Here is a 21,415-nt window from a genome sequence, read left to right as displayed (position 1 = left end):
TATAGTTATTACTATAAACTCTAATAATTCTAAATTAATATTAGTTAAATCTAATAGAAAAGAAGTACTTTCTATTGTGGAGTATTAATACCAATCCACTTTTTTTGCACTGCATCATAATGTTTCATAGGGTCATATTTATCAACATCAAGCCCTAAGTAATCAGCAGTCATGCGCCCCAAAGCTGATTGCACATTATAACTCGCAATCACCGTATCACGCTCTGATTGCGCAAGAGCAATTTGCGCATTGATCAGCACTGAACGAGATTCTAAAACATCAAGAGTAGTTGCTTGGCCAACTTGATATTCTTCACTGCGACCATTTAGTGCAATTCGTGCCGCTTTAACACTATCATTATAAGCAGATACAGCAGAACGGGCCCCCTCAAGCTGAGACCAAGCAGACGTTAAAGCACTACGTACTGTGTCGCGTGATACTTCCACTTCAACCGTTGCCTGGCTGACTTGTTCTTTAGATTGACGAACTTGCGCCGACAAGCGCCCACCTTGATAGACCGGAACAGTAACTGAAACGCCAGCGCTATTGGCACGGCCTTCACCAATTGGGAGACCTTTATAAATATGATTATAGGAACTGCTAGCAGAAAGGTCAGCCTGTGGTAATAAAGCACCTTCTTTCGACTTAACATTAAATTGCTGCGCATCAAGTGCGTATTTTGAAGCAACAATTGCAGGATGCTCTGTATCTGCAATTGTATAACCAGCATTCAAATTAGCAGCGAGCGCCTTTGCTAGCGCAGGACGTTCTAACTGGCCTGGTTCAACACCGATAATTTGGCGATAATAGGCCTGTGCAGATTTAACCGCAGCTTCTGCTTGGGCTAATTCTGATAAGGCTTGCGAGCGAGCTGCACGCGACTGCGCCAAATTGGTTTGCGTACCTTCACCAACATCAAGGCGCGACTGATCAACGCGCACTTGCTCATCCAATGCTGCAAGATTTTGACGACGCAAACCAACGATCTGTTGCTTTGCATAAAGATCAGCATAGGCAGATACGGCATTGGTTAGCTGATTTTGCTCTTCATTTCGCAAAGCCTCACGCTGAGCTGCTGCCTGAGCTTGTGCTGCACGTACATTATTAGCGGTCTGGAAACCATCAAACAATGACTGGCTAACTTGAATAGCTAAAGACCCACTATTGGTGTACAACCCCGTTTGAGCCGAGCGAGAACGTGATAGGCTACCTGTTCCCTGAATAATTGGTCTCATACCTGAGCGCGCAATAGCAACATCTTCATCGGTAATACGAGCATTAGCACGCGCAGAGTTAAGCGTTGGATTATTTTTATATGTCTGCGCCCATGCATCTTTTAAACTATCTGCTGATGCCGGTGTCATAGCAAAGGCAACAGATGCACCCAAGGCAAACAAGCAGGAAAGTAAAGTTTTCTTTTGCATCTATTTTCCCTAATTCAATCCAACGTGGTTTTGGCCAAAAATCTGGCATTCATTCAATTATGTGCAGCATGATCTTTAATATAAATGCAACTCAAGGTCAAACCCACATTTATGTAATCACCTATCTATTGATTTGATCAACAGCAAGCTTACCAAATATAGATCATATATTATCTAGTGCGTGTCATACCATCACGGGCAGCTTGATATTTAGGATCAAGAAGCGAGGCGCGTTGATAGGACTGAAAGGCTTGAGGCTTATTGCCCTGACGCTCTAATACCGTTGCTTGATTATACCAGCTTTCAGCATTTTGCTTATCCAACCTTACCGCCGCCGTAAAATCATCCTGCGCATTTTCCAAATCATTTAGTGCGACATAGGAAACACCACGACCATTATAGGGCGCAGGTTGACTTGGCTGACGCGAAATTGCGGCACCAAAATCTGCAATTGCTTGTGTATGTTGGCCACGCGCTTGTTCAACCAAACCACGGCCATACCAAGCACGACCATCAGTGGTACCAAGTGAAATTGCCTGTGAAAAATCATTATAGGCAAGATCAAGCTGGTTATTTTCACGATAAACATTACCCCGCCCGACAAGCGCGGACGTATAACCTGGATCCATCTCCAAGGCACGCGAATAATCAGCTACAGCTGCCTGATCGTTTTTCATATGACGATTAATCAAAGCACGGTTAGCGTAAGCTGCGGCAAATTGCGGATTAAGCCTTAATGCTGTATTAAAGTCATTAATCGCTTCCCTATATTTACCTGCACGCCCATAGGCTGAACCACGCACATTATAAGCAGTAGCGTCATTAGGATTATTGCGAATAACCGCGCTGAGCGAAGAAATATTCTCGCTGGACCCCTGCGCAAGATCCTCAGCAGTACCAACAAAATTTGTTGTAGTGCAGCCTGCAAGCAACAAAACAGCACATAGGCTCAAACGAAATTTACCCATATTAAATCCCAAGAATTAAAGAAGCCCGACCACACCAAAATGCATATCAAAATTTTTCCATTATAAAATAACATGCAAATAATGTCGCATTTTTAGATAATGACAGGCTAAAAACAAAGTTACAACTTGTGCCACCCCTTATCTAAATTGCCGTTAATGATTATTATGGCAAGATCAAGGCAGAATCACTACAAACAATTATGAATAGCATAATTGGCTGCAAATATAGTCATAATTTATTTAAATATGATTTACACTATAGCCAAATCACCATTAGCGCTTCATCTCATCACACCCTGCAAATAGTGGGCCTTGTGTATTTTGGAGCAGGTTAAATGTAATTATAGACCCATTAATATTTAATGGAATCACACTATTTCCCATTAAAGCATATCACTTCAATGAAGATCATATTGGTGTTGACCATGCTTATAAAACTTAAGCAAACGCCAGATAAAAGCTGATTCTATAAATAAATTTGGTCTAAAAATAAATTAGGCAGACGTAAACGCCTGCCCTCAATAATGGTATTTTTGATTCTTGCAACGCAGAAATTAGCGAGCAGCGCGACCTGAAACCAAACCTTCACGCTGTGCGCGCTTACGAGCGAGCTTACGAGCGCGACGAACAGCTTCAGCCTTTTCACGGGCGCGCTTTTCAGAAGGCTTTTCATAATGGCCACGCATTTTCATTTCGCGGAAGATACCTTCACGCTGCATTTTTTTCTTAAGCGCGCGCAGCGCTTGGTCAACATTGTTATCGCGAACGAGTACCTGCACTTGTAATCCTGCTTTTCTCCATAAAAGATGCACTTACATGCAATCTTTATATTGGTTAAACTTTCACACGATTGCTATCAATTAAGCAGCACATAAGCACTACAATAGAACCGGTGATCTTATTAAAATAAAGTCAAAACTTCTGCTCTTGATTACCTATCAAGAAGAATGTGAAGAGCCGATAGCACAAAAACCTAGCATTTGTCTATAAGCTTATGACATTTTGTAGCATTTTATCGTGTAAAGCATAGGTAAAAATCAAAATTAACAAGCCATTACCAATAATAATGGCAAGCAAGGTTTTAAATTATCAATCAGCCAAACAAAACGAGATAATTGGAATCAACGGGCGATAAACCATGTTTTATGTTAATTGCTGTTAAAGCCAAATATTTAACAAAAATAAGAAAAATCTATTTTCCTAACTAATCTAGGCTCAGGACTCATTAATTAAGATAGAATATTACGGTTGCGGCGATGCATATAGCCGAGAAGAAGGTGTGTGCACATCGGTCATAGCGTGTCGCGATGCGCCGCCAGTCTTTTAGCTTGGCAAAGAGGTTTTCGATTATGTGACGCAACCGATAAGTTTGCCTGTCATAAGCTATCTCGGTGGTTCTGCCCTTTCTGGGCGGAATGCAAGCCTTTATTTTTTTGTCAAGCAATGCCTGCCGGAACCAGTCAGCATCGTACCCCCGGTCTGCAATGAGTTCCTTGGCATCTGGCAGATGCGCTAGCAAAAGAGCGGCTCCTTTGTAGTCACTCATCTGCCCTTCAGTTAGTAGCAGACATATTGGCTTTCCATCTTGATCGCAGACCGTGTGCAGCTTTGAATTCAAGCCGCCTTTCGTGCGCCCGATACGGCGGGGAATATCCCCTTTTTTAACAGGCTGGCAGCCGTGCGATGCGCCTTGAGGTGTGTGGCGTCAATCATGATGCGTTGAGGTTTGGGGCCCTGTCCGGCCAGCATTGCGAAGATGCGGTCAAATACACCCAACCTGCTCCAGCGGATAAAGCGATTATAGAGCGTTTTATGCGGACCATAACCGAGGGGCGCATCTTTCCATTGCAGACCATGTTTGATGACATAGACAATGCCGCTGATAACGCGCCTGTCATCGACACGAGCAACCCCATGAGACAGTGGAAAACAGGGCGATATTCGCGCCTTCTGCTCTTCGCTCAATAAAAACAAATCACTCATTAGTTTCACCTCCACAAAACCAATGAATCACAAATCAACAAAAAAAGGAATCCAAAAAATTAATAGGTCCTGACCCTAGCACGATCCATATTTAAAATCCATTGGGGGAAACAATACAGTTGGCGCACCATGTTTTATGGAACATGCTTTACTAAGAAAAACTTAAATAACATTTATTTGTGCCGTTCCTTGTTAAACTTGCTATATACTTGTTTTATAGCCTTTAGCTTAGGGAGAGTTTTTATGCTACCATCGTGCCTAATTCTTGATAACAGCTTGCCAGCAAAAATTATCGCTGGTATCGAAGCAGTTGCAACACCAATATTCGCCAAGGATAATCCTAGCGATGATGTTCTAAAAAGCGTTCAATATGCTGTCGTTTCGCCAATGACGGGATTTGATGAGAGCTGGTTTGATCGCCTAGCCAATTTAAAGCTCATAGCGGTTTTTGGTGTCGGCTTTGACAAAATTAACATTAAAAAGGCGCGCCGCCGCAATATTGATGTCACGACCACTCTTGGCATTTTAACCGAAGATGTCACCGATATGGCCTTAGCGCTTTTATTGGCACTTACCCGCCAAATTGTTAAGGGCGATGAATTCATTCGAGCTGGCACTTGGGCGAAGGGTGAAAAATTTCCGCTAGGCACATCTATTCGCGGCAAAAAAGTTGGGATTGTTGGGCTTGGTGCCATTGGCTTGGACATTGCAGAGCGCACGCAAGCCTTTGGCATGCTGCCACGCTATTATAATCGTAGCCCAAAGGCAAATTTAACTTGGCCGCATTATCCCAATGTTGTGGAACTTGCCAAGGATAGCGATGCGTTAATCGTTGCAATATCCGCCAATGGCGAAACAGAAAAAATTATTAATAAGGATGTGTTAGAGGCACTTGGATCATCAGGCGTGCTTATTAATATTGCTCGCGGCTCAGTCATTGATGAAGATGCTTTAATCACGGCTTTACAAAGCAAGCTTATTGCTGGCGCAGGGCTTGATGTGTTTTTAAATGAGCCTAAAATCAACCCTGCTTTTTTAACCCTTGATAATGTGGTACTGGCACCGCACCAAGGTAGCGCTACCAATGAAACTCGGGAAGCCATGGGACAATGTGTCATTGATAATATAAAAGCGGTTATTGACGGCAAACCCGCCCTCACCCTTATTAATTAATATTAAAAATAAAAAGGGGCAAAAAGCCCCTTTTTTTAAAGGCAGTTTTTTAAAAATGCAATTTCAATAAAATTCACAATTTCAATAAAAGCCAATTGGAAAATAACGCAAATATAGTTCTTGCAACTTACCACTTTGCTCCAATCGGCTAAGTGAATAGTCAAAGGCTTTGGCAAGACTTTCATCCTGCTCACGCACAGCAATTTGCATACCACCGCCAAGCAATGCTTTATTCAAATAAGGACCACCAACAAATTGCGCTTTACCGCCATTATCAGGTTGCGAAAGCCAAAGCGAAAAGCGCATGCCATCACCAAAACCAAGCACAACATCACCGGTTAACACTGCACTATAAAGCGTGTCGTAATCCTTAAAGCTGATGATTTCAGCTTTTGGAAAGTAACTCTGCACCATAATTTCATGGCCAGTCTTTGCAACAACACCAATTTTTGTGCCATTAAGTTTATCACTCAGTGGCTCCGACATAATATTGCTAGCAAGACCAATAAAACGGGCGGGGAATGCGATATAGACATGAGAAAATCTTAAATATTGGCGGTTATCCATTGTTGGACTTAGGCCGGCAATAATAGCTTCACCCCCCTTATCCAAAAGGCGTTTTTGCAGCTCATCAAACGGCAAAGCTTCAACCTGACAGCGCGCAACAATATCAAGGTCTTCGCAAATAGCTCTGATAAGATCAACATTATAGCCCGATAGCACACCATCATTATTGAGATAATTAAAGGGTGGAAAATCAACTATAGTTAAAAACCGCACCCTTTCATATTGGCTCAAGTCAGGCTTTACTGGTTTTATTTTGCTGTAAAAAAAATGTGGTAAGTCACGCTGCTGGGCGTGACTTGACCATGGTAGCAACAAAGCCATAATAGTGATAAGGCTTAAAAGCAGTCTGAGACTACGGAAGGTATAAGTCGAACATAATCTCATATCAAAGCTTTAAATCTCACGCTGGTTAGGATTTATCATCAGAGGTAAAATTCTTTTCAAATCCATCCCCTTCGCGTAGGAACGATGGACCATGACCAATAATATTACCATCTTCCACACCAATGGCATTAATATCGCGATCTGTATAGGGAATTGATAATAAAATTCTCTGTATAACCGCCAAACGAGCCCGACGTTTGTCATTAGAGCGCACAATCGTCCAAGGCGCCATAGCACTATGCGAAACAGTTACCATCCGCTCTGTTGCTTTGGAATAGTCATCCCACTTGGAAATGCCCGCCTCATCCATTGTTGAAAATTTCCAATGTTTTAGGTCACTATGGCGGCGTTCATGGAAACGTTTCAACTGCATTTCTTGCCCAATATCGAGCCAAAATTTAAAGAAACGAATACCATCAGAAACAATCAAGCGCTCAAATGAAGGAACTTCGGATAAGAATAGATCCACTTGCGCAGGACTTGCAAAACCCATAACCGATTCAACTCCTGCACGATTGTACCAAGAACGGTCAAAGGTTACAAATTCACCACGAGTTGGAAAATGCTGTACATAGCGTTGGAAATACCACTGCCCATTTTCAGTTTCGTCCGGTTTTGGTAGCGCCACATTTCGTGCAGAACGCGGATTTAAATATTGACGTAATACATCAATTGTACCGCCTTTTCCTGCTGCATCGCGCCCTTCAAACAAGATAACGACCCTACCACCTTGATCTTGCAGCCAACCTTGTAATTTCACTAGCTCGATCTGTAAAGCCAAAAGCATTTTTTCATATTCATCACGGTTCATCTTTTGCGTATAGGGATAACCGCCTGATGTCATTGCCTGCTTTTCAATCCAATCGGGCAATTTGGGATCACTAATATTAAATACCCGCTTTTTGCCATTTAGAGTAAGCTCGATCCCGTCAACTTTAGGCTTTTTACCATTTTTTTTTGGCTTTTCACTCACGATTGGCTCCTTTTTGCTATTTTTGATATTGTATCTGTATAAAATCACAATTTAAATAGTTTTTAAGTCAAATAGATTTCAGCTATCACTAATAAGTTTTAAGCAATTACAATGACCAACTCTAGTCTAATGTAGCACAATTTTTAATGCTTTTAAATTTAAACTATTATTAGGACCATAATTTATAAAATCTAGAAAAGCTAAGTTGTAAAATTGGCCTTATTTTGTTGTCCATTCTATTTAACTACCCCCGATATAGATATTAAATATTCTAGCAGAATTTTACCTTTATTCGAATCAATCTTAAAAAAACTCGCGTTCTAAATTTCAGGTATTTTTTCGGCTACCAAATAGGCCACAATTTTAGATATTTTCCATACAATATTATTAGCTGCGGCAATATGCCCTGCTCGTTCGACATTGATGCATATGGATACAGTGCCCTTATCTTAAAAAACAAGATAGCGTAATTAAAATGGGGATTATCAACTGATGTAATATAATACTTGTCATAGTGACATATTATTGATTCCGATTTTAATTAACTTTTTTGCAGCTAAATGAAAGAGGAGCGAAAAATATTAGCAAGTTCGATATTACTTATAAAATAAATTCAGTAACATGAGATTTTTAATGGGGCATTTTGCAAATATATTGATTTAGTTTTATGTAAACCAATACATCAGATAAATATATTACTTAAGCGACTTAACTTACCAACCCAATGCCCTATGTGACTTACTAATTGGAGTAAAACGAATAATGAGAAGCCTTGGAATAATTGCTACACTTATAGGGCTTAGCCTTTTGCCAGCCATTTGGTTTTTCCCAAGCAATATAGTTTTTATCTGGTGTATCATTGTTTTAGGTTTTGAAATATTTTATTTTCGCCGTTTGATATTGCTGATAAAACGTTTGATCCGTTTATCTGAACGCATAAGTTTGGAAAAACGACCCGCAAACATAATGCAATTTGATGCAGAAAAACTGGCTAATGCCCTTAATGATCCCTTGGTATTTTTTGACCATTCAGGCAATATCAGCTTTATTAATCATGCAGCCTATCAAACATTTTCTGGTCTCAGCCGTGACCAAAGCCTCTTTGCCCGCTTCCGCGCTCCCGAATTATCAAACCTTTTTCGCAATGTTACAGCAAGCGGCGTTGCACGTAGCATCGAATATGGTGAAAAAGGCGCAGAAAGGCGATGGTTTAATCTTGCGATTATTCCAATCACCAAAGACCTTTTTGTTTGCCATTTTCGTGACCATTCAGAAATGCATCGCTTGGCGCGTATGCGTACGGATTTCGTTGCCAATGCTAGCCATGAATTGCGCACGCCACTAACATCGCTACGTGGTTTTATTGAAACCCTGCGTGGACCTGCGCAAAATGATAGCGAAGCTAGGGCGCGATTTCTTATCATCATGCAAGAACAGGCAGAGCGCATGTCGCGCTTAATTGATGACTTGCTATCACTTTCACGCCTTGAAACTCAAACAGGCCCAGGAATGGTTGAACGGCTTGATACCGCGAAATTACTACGCCACGTGACCGAAACATTAACACCGCTTGCCCGCAAAAATGATGTTAATATTGAACTTAACCTTGAAGAGGATATGCCTGCCCTTGCCGCCAATCGCGACAGTTTGATCCAACTTTTTCAAAACCTTGTTGAAAATGGTTTAAAATATGCGGCCTCAGGCAAAAAAATTGTGGTTTCAGCTAAATCTGTCGGTACACAAATTCATATTGCCATTCGCGATTATGGTATGGGCATTGAGGCAGAACATTTACCGCGCCTCACTGAGCGTTTTTATCGTGTAAGCGTCGATATAAGCCGAGCGCATAAAGGGACTGGTCTTGGGCTTGCCATTGTTAAGCATATCATTACTCAACATCGCGGCAAATTGGAAATCACTTCAAAACTTGGCGAAGGATCGACTTTCACCGTCATTTTGCCGGCCTCTAACAACAAAGAAACCCTTTTAACCAATCCTGCCGACGATCTTCACTAAAAGATGTAGCAACGTTTCAAGCAAATGATTAGGAAACTGTTCACTTCATTGCTTTATAACCAAACCAAATAGTCCATATGCATTTTTCAAAAGCGGAGTTACCATGCCCCTCGCCATCACTCTATCAGCCCAAGATCTTGCCGCGCTGCTTGCAAGCCGCATTTGCCATGATCTCATTTCTCCAATTGGCGCTATTAATAATGCAATGGAATTATATGATGAAGGCGGCGCCGAGGAAGATGCCCTTGAACTTATCCGTATGTCGGCAACCAATGCATCGGCTCGCCTGCAATTTGCCCGGATTGCCTATGGTGCGGCAGGTTCTGCCGGTATGGAAATTGATACGGGCGATGCTGAATCAGTTGCACAAAAATATATGGCAAATGAAAAGGCACAATTATCTTGGCAAGGCACACGCATGCTTTTGCCAAAAAATGAAGTAAAATTGCTGCTCAATCTTTTACTTATTGCAAATGGCTCCATTCCGCGCGGTGGCGAAATCAAAGTCAATCTTAGCCGCGACAATGATAAAACCATTTTCACCATTGCGGTGAGTGGCAAAATGTTACGAATTCCGCCGCGCTTTGTTGAATTATTTAATGGCGACTTACCGGGTGAACCGGTGGATGGTCATGCCGTGCAATCCTATTATACCTTATTACTTGCAGAACTAGCCCATATGAAAATTGATATTCGTGTTTTACCAACTGAAATTATTTTCTCAGCAAGCTAGAATTTTCTCGGTATAGATCACGACAAAGCGGTTAAAGCAAAATTGTTCTTTAACCGCTTTATTTTTTTAAAAGTGCTTTAAACTGTTATAAAATGCTATCGTCTCTTATAAATTAAGTGTTTTAATGTTGATTTTGTGGCGAGAAAAATAGATAGTCACGCTAACTTAATCAAGCATTTCACTATAGGCTTGGCAAGCTATAGTGGCGCAACGATAAATAAGAGGGAACAGACTATGGCACGTAAAGCCTCGTTAAGCCGTAAAACCAATGAAACTGATATTACTGTTAAAATTGACCTTGATGGCACAGGGCAATTTAATATCAATACTGGCATCGGCTTTTTCGATCATATGCTTGAACAATTATCCCGCCATTCATTGATTGATATGGAAATTACTGCCAATGGTGATTTACATATTGATGACCACCATACTGTTGAAGATTGCGGCATCACCCTTGGTCAAGCCATTGATAAGGCTTTGGGTACGCGCAAGGGCATTATTCGTTATGCATCACTTGATCTTTGCATGGATGAAACCGAAACCCGCGCAGCGATTGATGTTTCTGGCCGCCCATTTCTTGTGTGGAATGTTAACTTTAATGCTGCAAAAATCGGTAGCTTTGACACGGAATTGGTGCGAGAATTCTTTCAAGCGTTAAGTCAACATGCGGGCATTACCCTTCATGTAACTAATCACTATGGCGTTAACAATCACCATATTTCTGAAACCTGTTTTAAAGCCGTTGCCCGTGTCCTTCGTACAGCCATGGAAAGCGATCCGCGCCAACCCGATGCTATCCCATCAACCAAGGGTTCACTGCAAGGTTGATAAAACTGTTTCACAGCTCTTTAAAAGCTTGGAATAAGGCACTCATAAAAGGCAACAAGGAAAATTAAATGCGTGTTGCAATTATAGATTATGGTTCTGGTAATTTACGCTCGGTTCAGCAAGCATTTGAGCGCGCTGCCCATGATCACGCAATTAAGGCTGAAATATTATTAACCGATAAAGCCGAAGACTTAGCGCAGGCTGATCGCATTGTTTTGCCTGGCGTTGGCGCTTTTGGCGACTGTAAACAAGGCCTTCAAGATTTATCCGGCATGATTACTGCCCTTAATGAAGAAGTGATTGTTGGCGGCAAACCATTTCTTGGAATTTGCGTTGGCATGCAACTTTTGGCGCGGCGCGGCTTAGAAAAAGGCGAAACCGCGGGACTTGATTGGATTGGCGGCAATGTTGTGCCTATCAAACCAAAATCAAGCGATTATAAAATTCCGCAAATTGGCTGGAACACTTTGAGCGTACATAATAATCACCCAGTATTATCGCAAATTCCAACCGGTAGTGATGGGCTCCATGCCTATTTTGTTCACTCTTATCATTTTGAATGTGAAAAGCCGCAAGAACTAATAGCCACAACCGATTATGGTAGCCCTATCACCGCAATGATTGGTCGCGATAATATTGTTGGTACGCAGTTTCATCCTGAAAAAAGCCAACGCCTCGGTTTACAATTAATTGCCAATTTTCTGGAGTGGATGCCTTGATACTTTATCCTGCTATCGATTTAAAACAAGGTCAATGCGTGCGTCTTATCAAAGGTGATATGAATGCGGCTACCCTTTATAATGAAGACCCTGCCGCGCAAGCTTTAAGCTTTGAACAACAAGGCTTTGAATGGTTGCACGTCGTGGATCTAGATGGCGCTTTTGCTGGTAAATCCATGAATGGTGATGCGGTTGACGCAATTTTAAAAGCTACTAAAAATCCCGTGCAACTTGGCGGTGGTATCCGCACAATTAAGCATATTGAAAATTGGCTTAGCAAGGGGCTTGCCCGTGTTATACTTGGCACTGTTGCTGTGCGTGATCCCGCCCTTGTGCGGGAAGCTTGCCGATTATTTGCAGGCCATATTGCTGTTGGCATTGATGCGCGCAAGGGCAAGGTTGCGGTTGAAGGCTGGGCGGAAGAATCAGAACTTGACGTAATTGACCTTGCCAAACAATTTGAAGGCGCTGGCGTTGCCGCTATCATCTACACTGATATTGATCGCGATGGCATTTTGAGCGGTATTAATTTTGATGAAACCTTGCGACTTGCCAATGCGGTTACCATTCCCGTCATTGCCTCGGGTGGGCTTGCTTCCATTGATGATGTTAAACGCCTAACCCAAAGCGATGCGGCGATTTTAAACGGTGCTATTTCTGGTCGCGCTTTATATGACGGGCGTATTAATCCACATGAGGCATTACAATTGCTTAAAAATGGCAATGCGACAAGCAATTCTTGAAAGGGCATAAAATGAGCTTAAAAGCACGGGTTATTCCTTGTCTTGATGTAAAAGATGGCCGCGTTGTCAAAGGTGTCAATTTTGTTGACTTAATTGATGCTGGTGATCCAGTTGAAGCTGCTCGCGCTTATGATGCGGCTGGCGCTGATGAATTATGTTTTCTTGATATTACCGCATCGTCCGATAATCGCGAAACTATATTTGATGTTGTCGCCCGCACCGCAGAACATTGCTTTATGCCTGTAACCGTTGGTGGCGGCGTGAGACGAGTTGAAGATATGCGCAATTTATTATTGGCAGGTGCCGACAAGGTCGCGATCAACACCGCTGCGGTACAAAATCCTGATCTTGTCTCACAGGGTGCGGATAAATTTGGCAATCAATGTATTGTTGTGGCGATTGATGCCAAATGCGTAAACCCGCAAGACGAAAACCCGCGCTGGGAAATTTTTACCCATGGTGGACGTACAGCAACCGGCATTGATGCCATTGCCTTTGCACAAGACATGGTAAAACGCGGTGCTGGCGAAATATTGCTAACCTCGATGGACCGTGATGGTACCAAATCAGGTTATGATATTGCACTTACCCGGACGATCGCCGATGCGGTATCGGTACCAGTAATTGCATCTGGCGGCGTTGGCACATTAGAACACATGGTTGAAGGCATTCGTGATGGCCATGCAACAGCGGTGCTTGCGGCTTCGATCTTCCATTTTGGCACCTATTCAATTCGTGAAGCCAAACATTATATGGCAAAGGCAGGTTTGCCTATGCGACTTGACCCCGTTGGCGACAATAATTGAGATAATGATATGAGTGAATTTACCTTAAAGACTTTAACCAATATTGTTGGTACGCGCGCTAAAGTTACTGATGGCAGCTCCTATACGGCAAGTCTTGTTGAAAAGGGCATGACGAAAGCCACTAAAAAGCTTGGAGAAGAAGCAGTTGAAACGGTTATTGCCGCCCTTGCCGAAGATAAGCAGCATTTAATTGGTGAAAGCGCCGACCTTCTTTATCATCTTGCTGTTGTTTGGGAAATTGCGGGCATTAATGTTGATGATGTTATGGCCGAATTAGAAAAACGAACGGCGCAAACTGGCTTGCAAGAAAAGGCGGCACGTCAGCCATGAATAATGCCCTTGCAATCGAAATGCCTGATTTGAGCTATGATGTATTAAACGGTCAATATTCTCCTTATAGTCTTTTTTCGGCAGAAGAATGGGCAAAATTTCGCGCTGATACGCCATTAACCCTGACATTTGATGAAGTTAAGCGGTTACGTTCGATTGGCGATCCTATTGACCTTGACGAAGTACAACGCATTTATTTATCACTATCGCGCTTGCTTTATGCCCATGTAGAATCTTCGCAAAGGCTTTTTAGGCAACGCAGCGATTTTTTACGTATGCAAAATATTCCTAAAACGCCTTTTATTATTGGTATTGCAGGATCGGTTGCGGTTGGCAAATCAACTACTGCACGTATTTTGCAAGAACTGCTTAAGCGCTGGCCCACGAGCCCTAAGGTTGACCTTGTTACCACAGATGGCTTTTTATATCCTAATGACGTGCTACGCGCTGAAAACCGCATGGATCGCAAAGGCTTTCCAGATAGCTACGACACAGGTAAAATTTTACGTTTTTTAAATGACATTAAAGCTGGCCGCCACATGGTACCGGCTCCTCTTTATTCACATTTAAGCTATGACGTTTTGGAGGGTGAATATATCACCATTGACCAACCGGACATTCTTATTTTTGAAGGTATCAATGTTTTGCAAGTACGCGACTTGCCAAGCGGTGGGCGGGCTATTCCCTTTGTTTCAGATTTTTTTGATTTTTCCATTTATATTGATGCTGATACAGCCATGATTAATAAATGGTATTTAGAGCGTTTTAAACGCCTACGCGAAACCGCTTTTCAAAACCCTCAATCATTTTTTCATCGCTATGCAAGCCTAAGTGATGATGCGGCAGGTGCAATGGCACAAGGCTTATGGGATAATATCAACCTAAAAAACTTAGAAGAAAATATTTTACCCACCAGGCCAAGAGCAAGTCTCATTTTGCGCAAAGGTCAAAATCATTTGGTTGAAAAAGTTGCGCTTAGAAAGCTGTAAAGACATATTCTTTTAAATTGAATAAAAAGCAAGATTGTTTTGCATTCCATATATTTTAGTTCTTTTTCATTTGCTTGTCGCAACCGTAATGCTGGCACAATCAAAATATTGATTGAACATGGTGCAATTAATCACCGTATTAATAAGCCTTATTGTAATGACTAAAACTTAAACATTTTAAAGTTTTTTAACCACAAAGGCTCTGGTCTTTGTGGTTTTTTGTTTTCAACACCACATAAATAATTGCATGTTTTTTAAAACCTGTGCAATGAGCATGTCACTCAAAATAGACGAAAATCAAATCTTGTGCTAAAATATCACTAATATGCTTAATTTTCTAAGATTAACGAGAAATGACATACTCATCCATTTAACCTATGTCGCATAAATCTTATCCTCAAAAGAACACGCGAAAATTTATTAGGAAATGATAGTGATTATCAAGCATGACAAAAACATTATTAATATCAATAAGCCTCATGAGTCTATTGAAAATATACCCTATAAGAATGTTGTATTGATTGGGTTACAACAAAACCAATTACCAAAAAGCCTTATTTTAAATCTTGCTAAAAATGGTAATCAGAATTTCTTTATCTATGGTAGCGATGCCAATAAAATTGAAGATTACATTGATGACATTTTAATTGATAATAATCTATTTTGCACAACAAGCGCTAATGATGAGCTTGATGAGTGCATCTTGCTATTTTCCAATGAATTTTATCAATATGGTGAGGGCGCGCTAGCAAATAGCAGCCATCTTATTATTTATGATGAAAAATATACTGATATTGCCATCATTTTTAAAAACTTAAAAAAATATAACTTGTTCACATCAATATCTAAAGGACAAGAACAAAGTTAGTTTTTCAATTTTATCTTTTAACTTGATTTTTTTCAAAAAATAGGCGGATTATCATATATTAATCCGACTTAAGTTTAAGCAAATAATACGTCACAGATTATAGCAAGATTATTTTTGAAATTAAAAGGTGCTTTATGAATATTCATTTAAATATTACTTTCACAACCAATCTAGCAGCCACAAGTTTACCCATATTTTTTACAAATGAGCGCGATTTTGCAACGCTGCCGCTATCAAATTTCAGCGCAAATTGGCTAAAAGCACAAAATTTTAAAGCAAAATCAGGGGCATTTGCATTATTACCTAACGAACAAGGCGATCTTTGTGGCGCAGTACTCATAAACTGTCCAGACAATGGCGCTTTTATTACTGGAAAATTAGCAGACGCCTTACCCGATGGTGATTGGCATTTTCATGATGACCAAAATTTGCAGCACTTACACTATTTAGGGCTTGCCTTAGGTGCTTATAAATTTAATCGCTATTTGAAACAACCAAGTGAAAAGGCTTTACGCTTTTTTGTGCCAAGCCACATTGATTATAAAACGCTATTAAGCCAAGCTGAAAGCACAATACTTGTACGCAATCTCATCAATACCCCAACCAATGATATGGGGCCTGACCAGCTTGAAAACATTGTCCGCATGCTTGGCAATCAATTTGGCGCGTCAGTCCATGCCGTTATTGGTGATGATTTGCTGTCACAAAATTTTCCGCTTATTCATGCGGTTGGCCGTGCAAGCGCTATTGCGCCGCGTTTGATTGAACTTAACTGGGGGCGGCAAGATGCGCCCAAAATAACTCTTGTTGGTAAGGGTGTTTGTTTTGATACTGGTGGTCTTGATATTAAACCAGCAAGCGGCATGTTATTAATGAAAAAAGACATGGGCGGCGCTGCAAATGTTATTGGTCTTGCCCAAATGATTATGGAGCAAAGGCTCGATGTGCGCTTAAAACTACTCATCCCTGCAGTGGAAAACTCAATTGCTGGCAATGCATTTCGCCCAAGCGATATTTTAATCAGCCGCAAAGGCTTAACTATTGAAATTGGCAATACCGACGCAGAAGGAAGACTGGTACTCGCCGATGCGCTTGCCTATGGCGATGAAGATGCACCCGATTTAATCATTGACATGGCAACATTAACCGGCGCCGCGCGTGTTGCCTTAGGGCCTGATTTGCCACCATTTTATAGCCATGACCAAAATTTGGTTAACGCAATTAACGCGCAAAGCCTTGCTCAACATGACCCAGTTTGGCAATTGCCACTTTGGCCTGCTTATAAGAAACATCTCGATTCACCGATTGCCGATTTAAACAATGTCACAAGCGGTGGATTTGCTGGATCAATCACTGCAGCCTTGTTTTTAAACCAGTTTGTAGAACAAGCAAAATCTTGGGCGCATTTTGATATTTACGGTTGGACACCAACAGCACGCCCAAGTTTTCCAAAAGGTGGTGAAGCACAAGGCATAAGAGCACTTTTTGCTGCGATTAAGCTATTATATTGTAAATAATCTTTGCAAATTAGAAGGCCAAATAAATGGAAAAACTTGATCCTCGCCTTAATGCCTATCGTGATGACCTTGCAGATATCACCTTAAAAGGACGCGTTAATGCACAAAAATTCGTTGAAGGTGTTAAACATCGTATTATTGCGCCAGTAAGCGATATTAAAAAAGCCGCTAACTTTTCTAGTTCTACTTTAAGCCAAATGTTACTTGGTGATGAAGCACTCGTTTTTGAAAATCACAATGATTTTTGCTTTATCCGTTCATTGCAAGATGGCTATGTCGGATATGTCGCCAGTAGTCATCTCAGCGTTGACAAACGTCCCCTCACCCACCGCGTTAAAGTACCGCGCAGTTTTATTTACCCAATGGCAGATTTAAAAACGCCACCAATTGACGCCATTTCGATGAATTCCAAACTAACCATTGATGGTTTTGAAGAAACACGCGGCACGCGCTATGCTATGCTTGAAGATGGCAAAGCAATCATTGCCGCGCATATTGAGCCAATTGATGTGCGTGCCCTTGATTTTGTTTGTATTGCAGAAAGCCTCATCCATACGCCCTATTTATGGGGGGGCACATCAGCCTTTGGTATTGATTGCTCCGGCCTTGTGCAATTATCCTTTGCAATGGCTGGTCGTAATGTCATGCGCGATAGTGATATGCAACAACATTCCATCGGCCATGAAATACCAGAAGGCTTGCCAAGCGAGCGTGGTGATCTTGTCTTTTGGCAAGGACATGTTGCTATTATGATTGATAAGGATAACCTCATTCATGCCAATGGTGCTTCCATGGATGTACGGATTGAGCCATTAAATGAGGCTATCTCGCGTATTGCCAAGCTTTATGGCCGCCCAACCTGCTATCGCAGGCCTGAAAGCCTGTAAGCGACAATTCTACGTGTCTTTTTAGGCAACAAATCCAACAGATAAGCGCCGACATTCGGCGCTTACTTTTTTGGTTTTTGCAACTTCAATCTTGCCGATTTCACTGGTGTTGTTAACATGGGTTCCGCCACAGGGCTGAATATCAATATCGGCAATTTTTACCAATCGCACCTTATCATTATTTTGCGGTGGCGCCGCGTTTAATGTGCGTACAAGCTGAGGATTTTGCGCCAGCTCATTATTGGTGATGAAATCTTGACTTATTTCCAAAGCATCTTCAATATATTGGCTTAACTTGCCATTGATAAGATCCTTATCAAAAGCATCGGTTGTTACAAAATCAAGCCGCGCAGCAGTATCGCTAATTTGGCAACCATTAACTGGGTAGGGTAAAATCGCGCATAAAAGATGGGCTGCGCTATGCATCTTCATGATATTATAGCGATATGCCCAATCAATATTACAGATAACAGGCAAATTTAATAAGCTACCGCGATCAAGTGGCGTATCGCACGCAATAATATGAAAAACCCCTTGTTCATTGCTGATTGGATGAGATTTTATAACTTTTTCAACTTTAAAAACTGTTCCATCAGATAAGACAATTTCGCCTCTATCACTTAATTGGCCGCCACTCTCTGCATAGAAAATTGTTTGATCGAGCACCACGATATTATCAAAAACATCAATAATTTTTGCCTCGCATTGTTTAAGATAGGCATCATTAATATGTAGTTTCAACGTATCAACCATGAGGCTATTTCCTTTTAACGAGATAAATTCCAACCAAAACGATAAACATTGCCAGTACTTCCATCCATGTCAAACTTTCATGGAAAAACAAAAACGCATAAATTGCCGAAATAACCGGCTGAGTTAAAACAAGAATAGAGGCAAAAGAGGCAGAAATACGCCCCAAACTGTAACTTAAGCCGCCTTGCCCTAAAATTTGAGAAAAAACCGTTAGTCCAAGAATTGGGAAAAAAGCATACCATGTATTGGGAAATTGAATGCCTTCAGTCATCAAGCATATGAAAAATAGTGTCACAATTGAACCAAGACCACTATAGAACATGATCTGTACAGCACTAGTACGGTTACGCAATTTATAAACCATCAACAAAAATAGCGCGTAAAATATCGAGGTTAAAAAGGCAAGACTATCACCAAGCAGATTAACTGATGTAATTGTGGATTTACCGCTAACTAGCAAGACTACGCCAATTAGAATAACAATCGCCCCCAAAAAGAAATTGCGCGATATTGGCTCTTTATAAATAAAATAACATACTGGAATAATAATCAAAGGTACAAAATTGGCTAAAAGATTGGCATTAGCAACAGTTGTATAATGAAAAGAAATATTCCAAATTGCTAAATCGCCGGCCAAAAAGCCTCCGGCAATTGCCAAAAGGATAAAATCCTTGCCCGATAGTGGCTTATAGCTTGTTGTTGATTTTTCATAAAGTAAAAATGGCAGTAAAATTGGAATACTAAATACAATGCGCCATAGGCCAGTATTAATCGGCCCTAGATCACTCATTCGCACAAAAATACCACCTGATGCCAAGCAGCTAACAAATAGCAGAACAAGCAAAACATCACGGCTATTATTGGTTCTATTATTTGCCACTCTTTTCCCACATTTAAAAATGATTAATATTTTTGACAGATCATCATTATGAGAAAAATTTGCTATAAATCTATAATAAAAATAAAATATTGTTATTTTTAAAATCTATACATGGGTTTTAAATGACAAAGCCACTATATATAATAAAAACGTATAAACAAAAGCAAAGTGCAAAAACACAATCCTAACAAAGAAAATTATGCACGTTTCCAGTCGATATGGCGAGCAAGGACACTTACTGCTAAATCGATATTATTTTTGCGTAAAGCATCTAAAATAGCACGGTGATCGCGGTCACTTGGTGCTTCCCATTCGGCTCGCCAGCCAGAAAAAACAAAGCGTGCGCTAGCAATATGCAATTCATCAATCGTGCTCATTAATCGCGGCATGTTACAAGGCGCAAGGATAGAGCGGTGAAATTGCCGATTAGCATCTTCCCAAGTAGCAACATCGCGGGCCGCCTCTCCCAAACTTGTTAATTCTTCAGCCTTTTCTAAAATGGCAGGCGTTAAATGTGGAGCTGCATGGCGCAAAGCCAAAGCCTCTAATGATGCGCGCATTTGCGCCACTTCGCGCATGTCATCCTTAGTAAAGGAAGAAACCCTAACGCCGCGCCTTGGTAAGCTTACCACCAAGCCCATAGCTTCTAAACGGCGAAACGCTTCACGCACCGGCACATGGCTGGTTGAAAACTCAATTGCGATATGGTCTTGCCGCAGTTTTTCATCAGCTTGCATCTCGCCGCGAATAATTCGCTCGGCAAGGATTTTAGCAATATTATCAGCGATTGGTTCTTGAAGCGTTTTTTCCATGATCCAATAGATAATTCATTATTTTATGAAGTCGATTGTTAATTTGCCTTTTTAACAGTTAAATCAACCATGCTTGTTTAAATATATTTTGGCAAGATGGCTTGTTATACAGCCAAATTGATCATTTAGTGTGATAGCCGTAGACGTTTCACTATGGCTCATCAACCAAGCGGTTAGCTGCATGCGCCGCATCATGATGAGATGAGGCAAGGATTCAATCATATCTTTATCGGGCTCACTTACCTTTGAATAGCCACTCAACCATTGATCTTGCAACAAGGGCACGATCGGCTCATTTTCAATAAAACTAATAGCATTGGCAAAATCCAAACCAAGCCAAGAAAAGCCGCAATCGTCAAAATCAATAATCGCTAATTCGTTCCCATGCATAAGCAAATTGGCAAGGCGCAAATCGGCGTGTAAAAGCGAAAATTTGGTGCCTTTATTTGTTAGCGCTTCACAGGCATTTTTTAATTGTGCATCGCAAATTTCAAGTAAGGCTTTATTTTTTTCGTCAAGCCTTGCTGCTCGCCAATTACCCCAATAGGCATTTTTACCAATCATGGTTTCATAGCCCCAGCTTTTGCGGGTAAAAATATTTTGACTATTAGCATCTTGAGATGGCCAGTCTCGTGTTATGCTATGTAAATGCGCCGCTAATCCACCCAACTTTTCAAACCATTGTGGTAAATTATCAGATATTTTAGGCTCAATACCTTCGATAAATGAAAAACAGGCAATTCGCCAATCAATGCCTTCTGCACTAATCGTTAAAAAATATTGATTATCTTTGGTTTTATAAATATGGGGCAAAATAATATTGCCTTGTTGTTCAACCTTTTGCATGAATTGCAATTCGCTTAATATCTCTGCATTGCTATGATAATGCGGTCGATAAACACGAAGCACACGTTTTTGCCCCTTATCTTGAATAATAAAGGCAGCATTTTCCGAATAGGTAAGCAAAGAAACTTCAGCATTGGAGTGAAAACCCCAATGCCTAATATTATCCTTAACAAGGGCGGCTAAAAACGCTAATCTGTGACGGGTATAAAACAT

22 protein-coding genes are annotated in these 21,415 nt (G+C 41.1%); 12 read left to right on the top strand and 10 right to left on the bottom strand.

Annotated elements, in window-relative coordinates; genetic code table 11:
• Positions 1-71: 71 nt before the first annotated feature.
• From H3299_RS03110 to H3299_RS03095, 4 genes are all read right to left on the bottom strand, one after another.
• Positions 72-1,424 carry a TolC family outer membrane protein gene (locus H3299_RS03110; protein WP_182418869.1) on the bottom strand — a complete coding sequence of 451 codons (1,353 nt, stop codon included), beginning with the start codon at positions 1,422-1,424 and terminating at the stop codon, positions 72-74.
• Positions 1,425-1,594: 170 nt separating this feature from the next.
• Complete coding sequence (locus H3299_RS03105; RefSeq protein ID WP_182418868.1) at positions 1,595-2,392, bottom strand: tetratricopeptide repeat protein; 798 nt, start codon at positions 2,390-2,392, stop codon at positions 1,595-1,597.
• Between the two features lie 554 nt (positions 2,393-2,946).
• A complete protein-coding gene (rpsU, locus tag H3299_RS03100; protein ID WP_182418867.1) occupies positions 2,947-3,171 on the bottom strand; it encodes a 30S ribosomal protein S21 in 225 nt (74 codons plus the stop codon).
• Between the two features lie 446 nt (positions 3,172-3,617).
• Positions 3,618-4,375, bottom strand: a protein-coding gene (locus H3299_RS03095) for an IS5 family transposase (RefSeq protein ID WP_182418866.1) whose coding sequence is annotated in 2 segments (ribosomal slippage) — positions 3,618-4,042 and positions 4,042-4,375 — 759 coding nt in all. Because the reading frame shifts where the segments join, the coding sequence is not laid out codon by codon here.
• Positions 4,376-4,618: 243 nt separating this feature from the next.
• Between H3299_RS03095 and H3299_RS03090 the strand changes: the two genes are divergently transcribed.
• Positions 4,619-5,548: a 2-hydroxyacid dehydrogenase gene (locus H3299_RS03090; RefSeq protein ID WP_182418865.1), complete on the top strand. Its 930-nt coding sequence runs from the start codon at positions 4,619-4,621 to the stop codon at positions 5,546-5,548.
• Positions 5,549-5,629: 81 nt separating this feature from the next.
• On the opposite strand, the gene H3299_RS03085 is transcribed toward H3299_RS03090, so the two are convergent.
• Positions 5,630-6,499, bottom strand: coding sequence for a transporter substrate-binding domain-containing protein (locus H3299_RS03085; RefSeq protein WP_182418864.1), 870 nt, complete (start codon positions 6,497-6,499; stop codon positions 5,630-5,632).
• A 25-nt stretch (positions 6,500-6,524) separates the two neighbouring features.
• Positions 6,525-7,472 (bottom strand): polyphosphate kinase 2, encoded by a 948-nt coding sequence (gene ppk2, locus H3299_RS03080; protein ID WP_246708124.1) that lies wholly within the window; start codon positions 7,470-7,472, stop codon positions 6,525-6,527.
• 762 nt (positions 7,473-8,234) lie between these two features.
• On the opposite strand from ppk2, the gene phoR reads away from it, so the two are divergent.
• The 11 genes from phoR to H3299_RS03025 all read left to right on the top strand — a co-directional run bounded on the left by phoR (position 8,235) and on the right by H3299_RS03025 (position 17,911).
• The gene (gene phoR / locus H3299_RS03075) at positions 8,235-9,488 is read left to right on the top strand and encodes a phosphate regulon sensor histidine kinase PhoR (protein WP_182418863.1); all 1,254 of its coding nucleotides are present in this window, start codon (positions 8,235-8,237) and stop codon (positions 9,486-9,488) included.
• A 103-nt stretch (positions 9,489-9,591) separates the two neighbouring features.
• Complete coding sequence (gene chpT / locus H3299_RS03070; RefSeq protein WP_182418862.1) at positions 9,592-10,221, top strand: histidine phosphotransferase ChpT; 630 nt, start codon at positions 9,592-9,594, stop codon at positions 10,219-10,221.
• 234 nt (positions 10,222-10,455) lie between these two features.
• Entirely contained in the window at positions 10,456-11,052 is a 597-nt protein-coding gene (hisB, locus tag H3299_RS03065; RefSeq protein WP_182418861.1) for an imidazoleglycerol-phosphate dehydratase HisB, read from the top strand.
• 68 nt (positions 11,053-11,120) lie between these two features.
• Positions 11,121-11,771: an imidazole glycerol phosphate synthase subunit HisH gene (hisH, locus tag H3299_RS03060; protein ID WP_182418860.1), complete on the top strand. Its 651-nt coding sequence runs from the start codon at positions 11,121-11,123 to the stop codon at positions 11,769-11,771.
• Positions 11,768-12,514, top strand: coding sequence for a 1-(5-phosphoribosyl)-5-[(5-phosphoribosylamino)methylideneamino]imidazole-4-carboxamide isomerase (gene hisA / locus H3299_RS03055; RefSeq protein WP_182418859.1), 747 nt, complete (start codon positions 11,768-11,770; stop codon positions 12,512-12,514). Before hisH ends, hisA begins: the two co-directional genes overlap by 4 nt.
• A gap of 11 nt (positions 12,515-12,525) precedes the next feature.
• Positions 12,526-13,320 (top strand): imidazole glycerol phosphate synthase subunit HisF, encoded by a 795-nt coding sequence (gene hisF, locus H3299_RS03050; protein ID WP_182418858.1) that lies wholly within the window; start codon positions 12,526-12,528, stop codon positions 13,318-13,320.
• Between the two features lie 9 nt (positions 13,321-13,329).
• The gene (locus H3299_RS03045) at positions 13,330-13,650 is read left to right on the top strand and encodes a phosphoribosyl-ATP diphosphatase (protein WP_182418857.1); all 321 of its coding nucleotides are present in this window, start codon (positions 13,330-13,332) and stop codon (positions 13,648-13,650) included.
• Between the two features lie 20 nt (positions 13,651-13,670).
• A complete protein-coding gene (coaA, locus tag H3299_RS03040; protein WP_182419615.1) occupies positions 13,671-14,639 on the top strand; it encodes a type I pantothenate kinase in 969 nt (322 codons plus the stop codon).
• 433 nt (positions 14,640-15,072) lie between these two features.
• Positions 15,073-15,507, top strand: a complete 435-nt coding sequence (locus H3299_RS03035) for a hypothetical protein (RefSeq protein WP_182418856.1) — start codon at positions 15,073-15,075, stop codon at positions 15,505-15,507.
• 134 nt (positions 15,508-15,641) lie between these two features.
• Complete coding sequence (locus tag H3299_RS03030) at positions 15,642-17,024, top strand: M17 family metallopeptidase (RefSeq protein WP_182418855.1); 1,383 nt, start codon at positions 15,642-15,644, stop codon at positions 17,022-17,024.
• Positions 17,025-17,050: 26 nt separating this feature from the next.
• Complete coding sequence (locus tag H3299_RS03025) at positions 17,051-17,911, top strand: NlpC/P60 family protein (RefSeq protein ID WP_182418854.1); 861 nt, start codon at positions 17,051-17,053, stop codon at positions 17,909-17,911.
• Positions 17,912-17,932: 21 nt separating this feature from the next.
• On the opposite strand, the gene H3299_RS03020 is transcribed toward H3299_RS03025, so the two are convergent.
• The 4 genes from H3299_RS03020 to H3299_RS03005 form a co-directional block, all read right to left on the bottom strand.
• Positions 17,933-18,664: an alanyl-tRNA editing protein gene (locus H3299_RS03020; RefSeq protein WP_182418853.1), complete on the bottom strand. Its 732-nt coding sequence runs from the start codon at positions 18,662-18,664 to the stop codon at positions 17,933-17,935.
• Positions 18,665-18,668: 4 nt separating this feature from the next.
• Entirely contained in the window at positions 18,669-19,544 is an 876-nt protein-coding gene (locus tag H3299_RS03015; RefSeq protein ID WP_210276130.1) for a DMT family transporter, read from the bottom strand.
• Positions 19,545-19,741: 197 nt separating this feature from the next.
• Positions 19,742-20,356, bottom strand: a complete 615-nt coding sequence (locus tag H3299_RS03010) for a GntR family transcriptional regulator (protein WP_182418852.1) — start codon at positions 20,354-20,356, stop codon at positions 19,742-19,744.
• A 63-nt stretch (positions 20,357-20,419) separates the two neighbouring features.
• Positions 20,420-21,415, bottom strand: coding sequence for a phosphotransferase enzyme family protein (locus H3299_RS03005; RefSeq protein ID WP_182418851.1), 996 nt, complete (start codon positions 21,413-21,415; stop codon positions 20,420-20,422).

It is taken from the genome of Bartonella sp. HY038, assembly GCF_014117425.1.
Classification (GTDB): Bacteria; Pseudomonadota; Alphaproteobacteria; order Rhizobiales; family Rhizobiaceae; genus HY038.
This window is presented reverse-complemented; position numbering and strand designations above follow the sequence as displayed.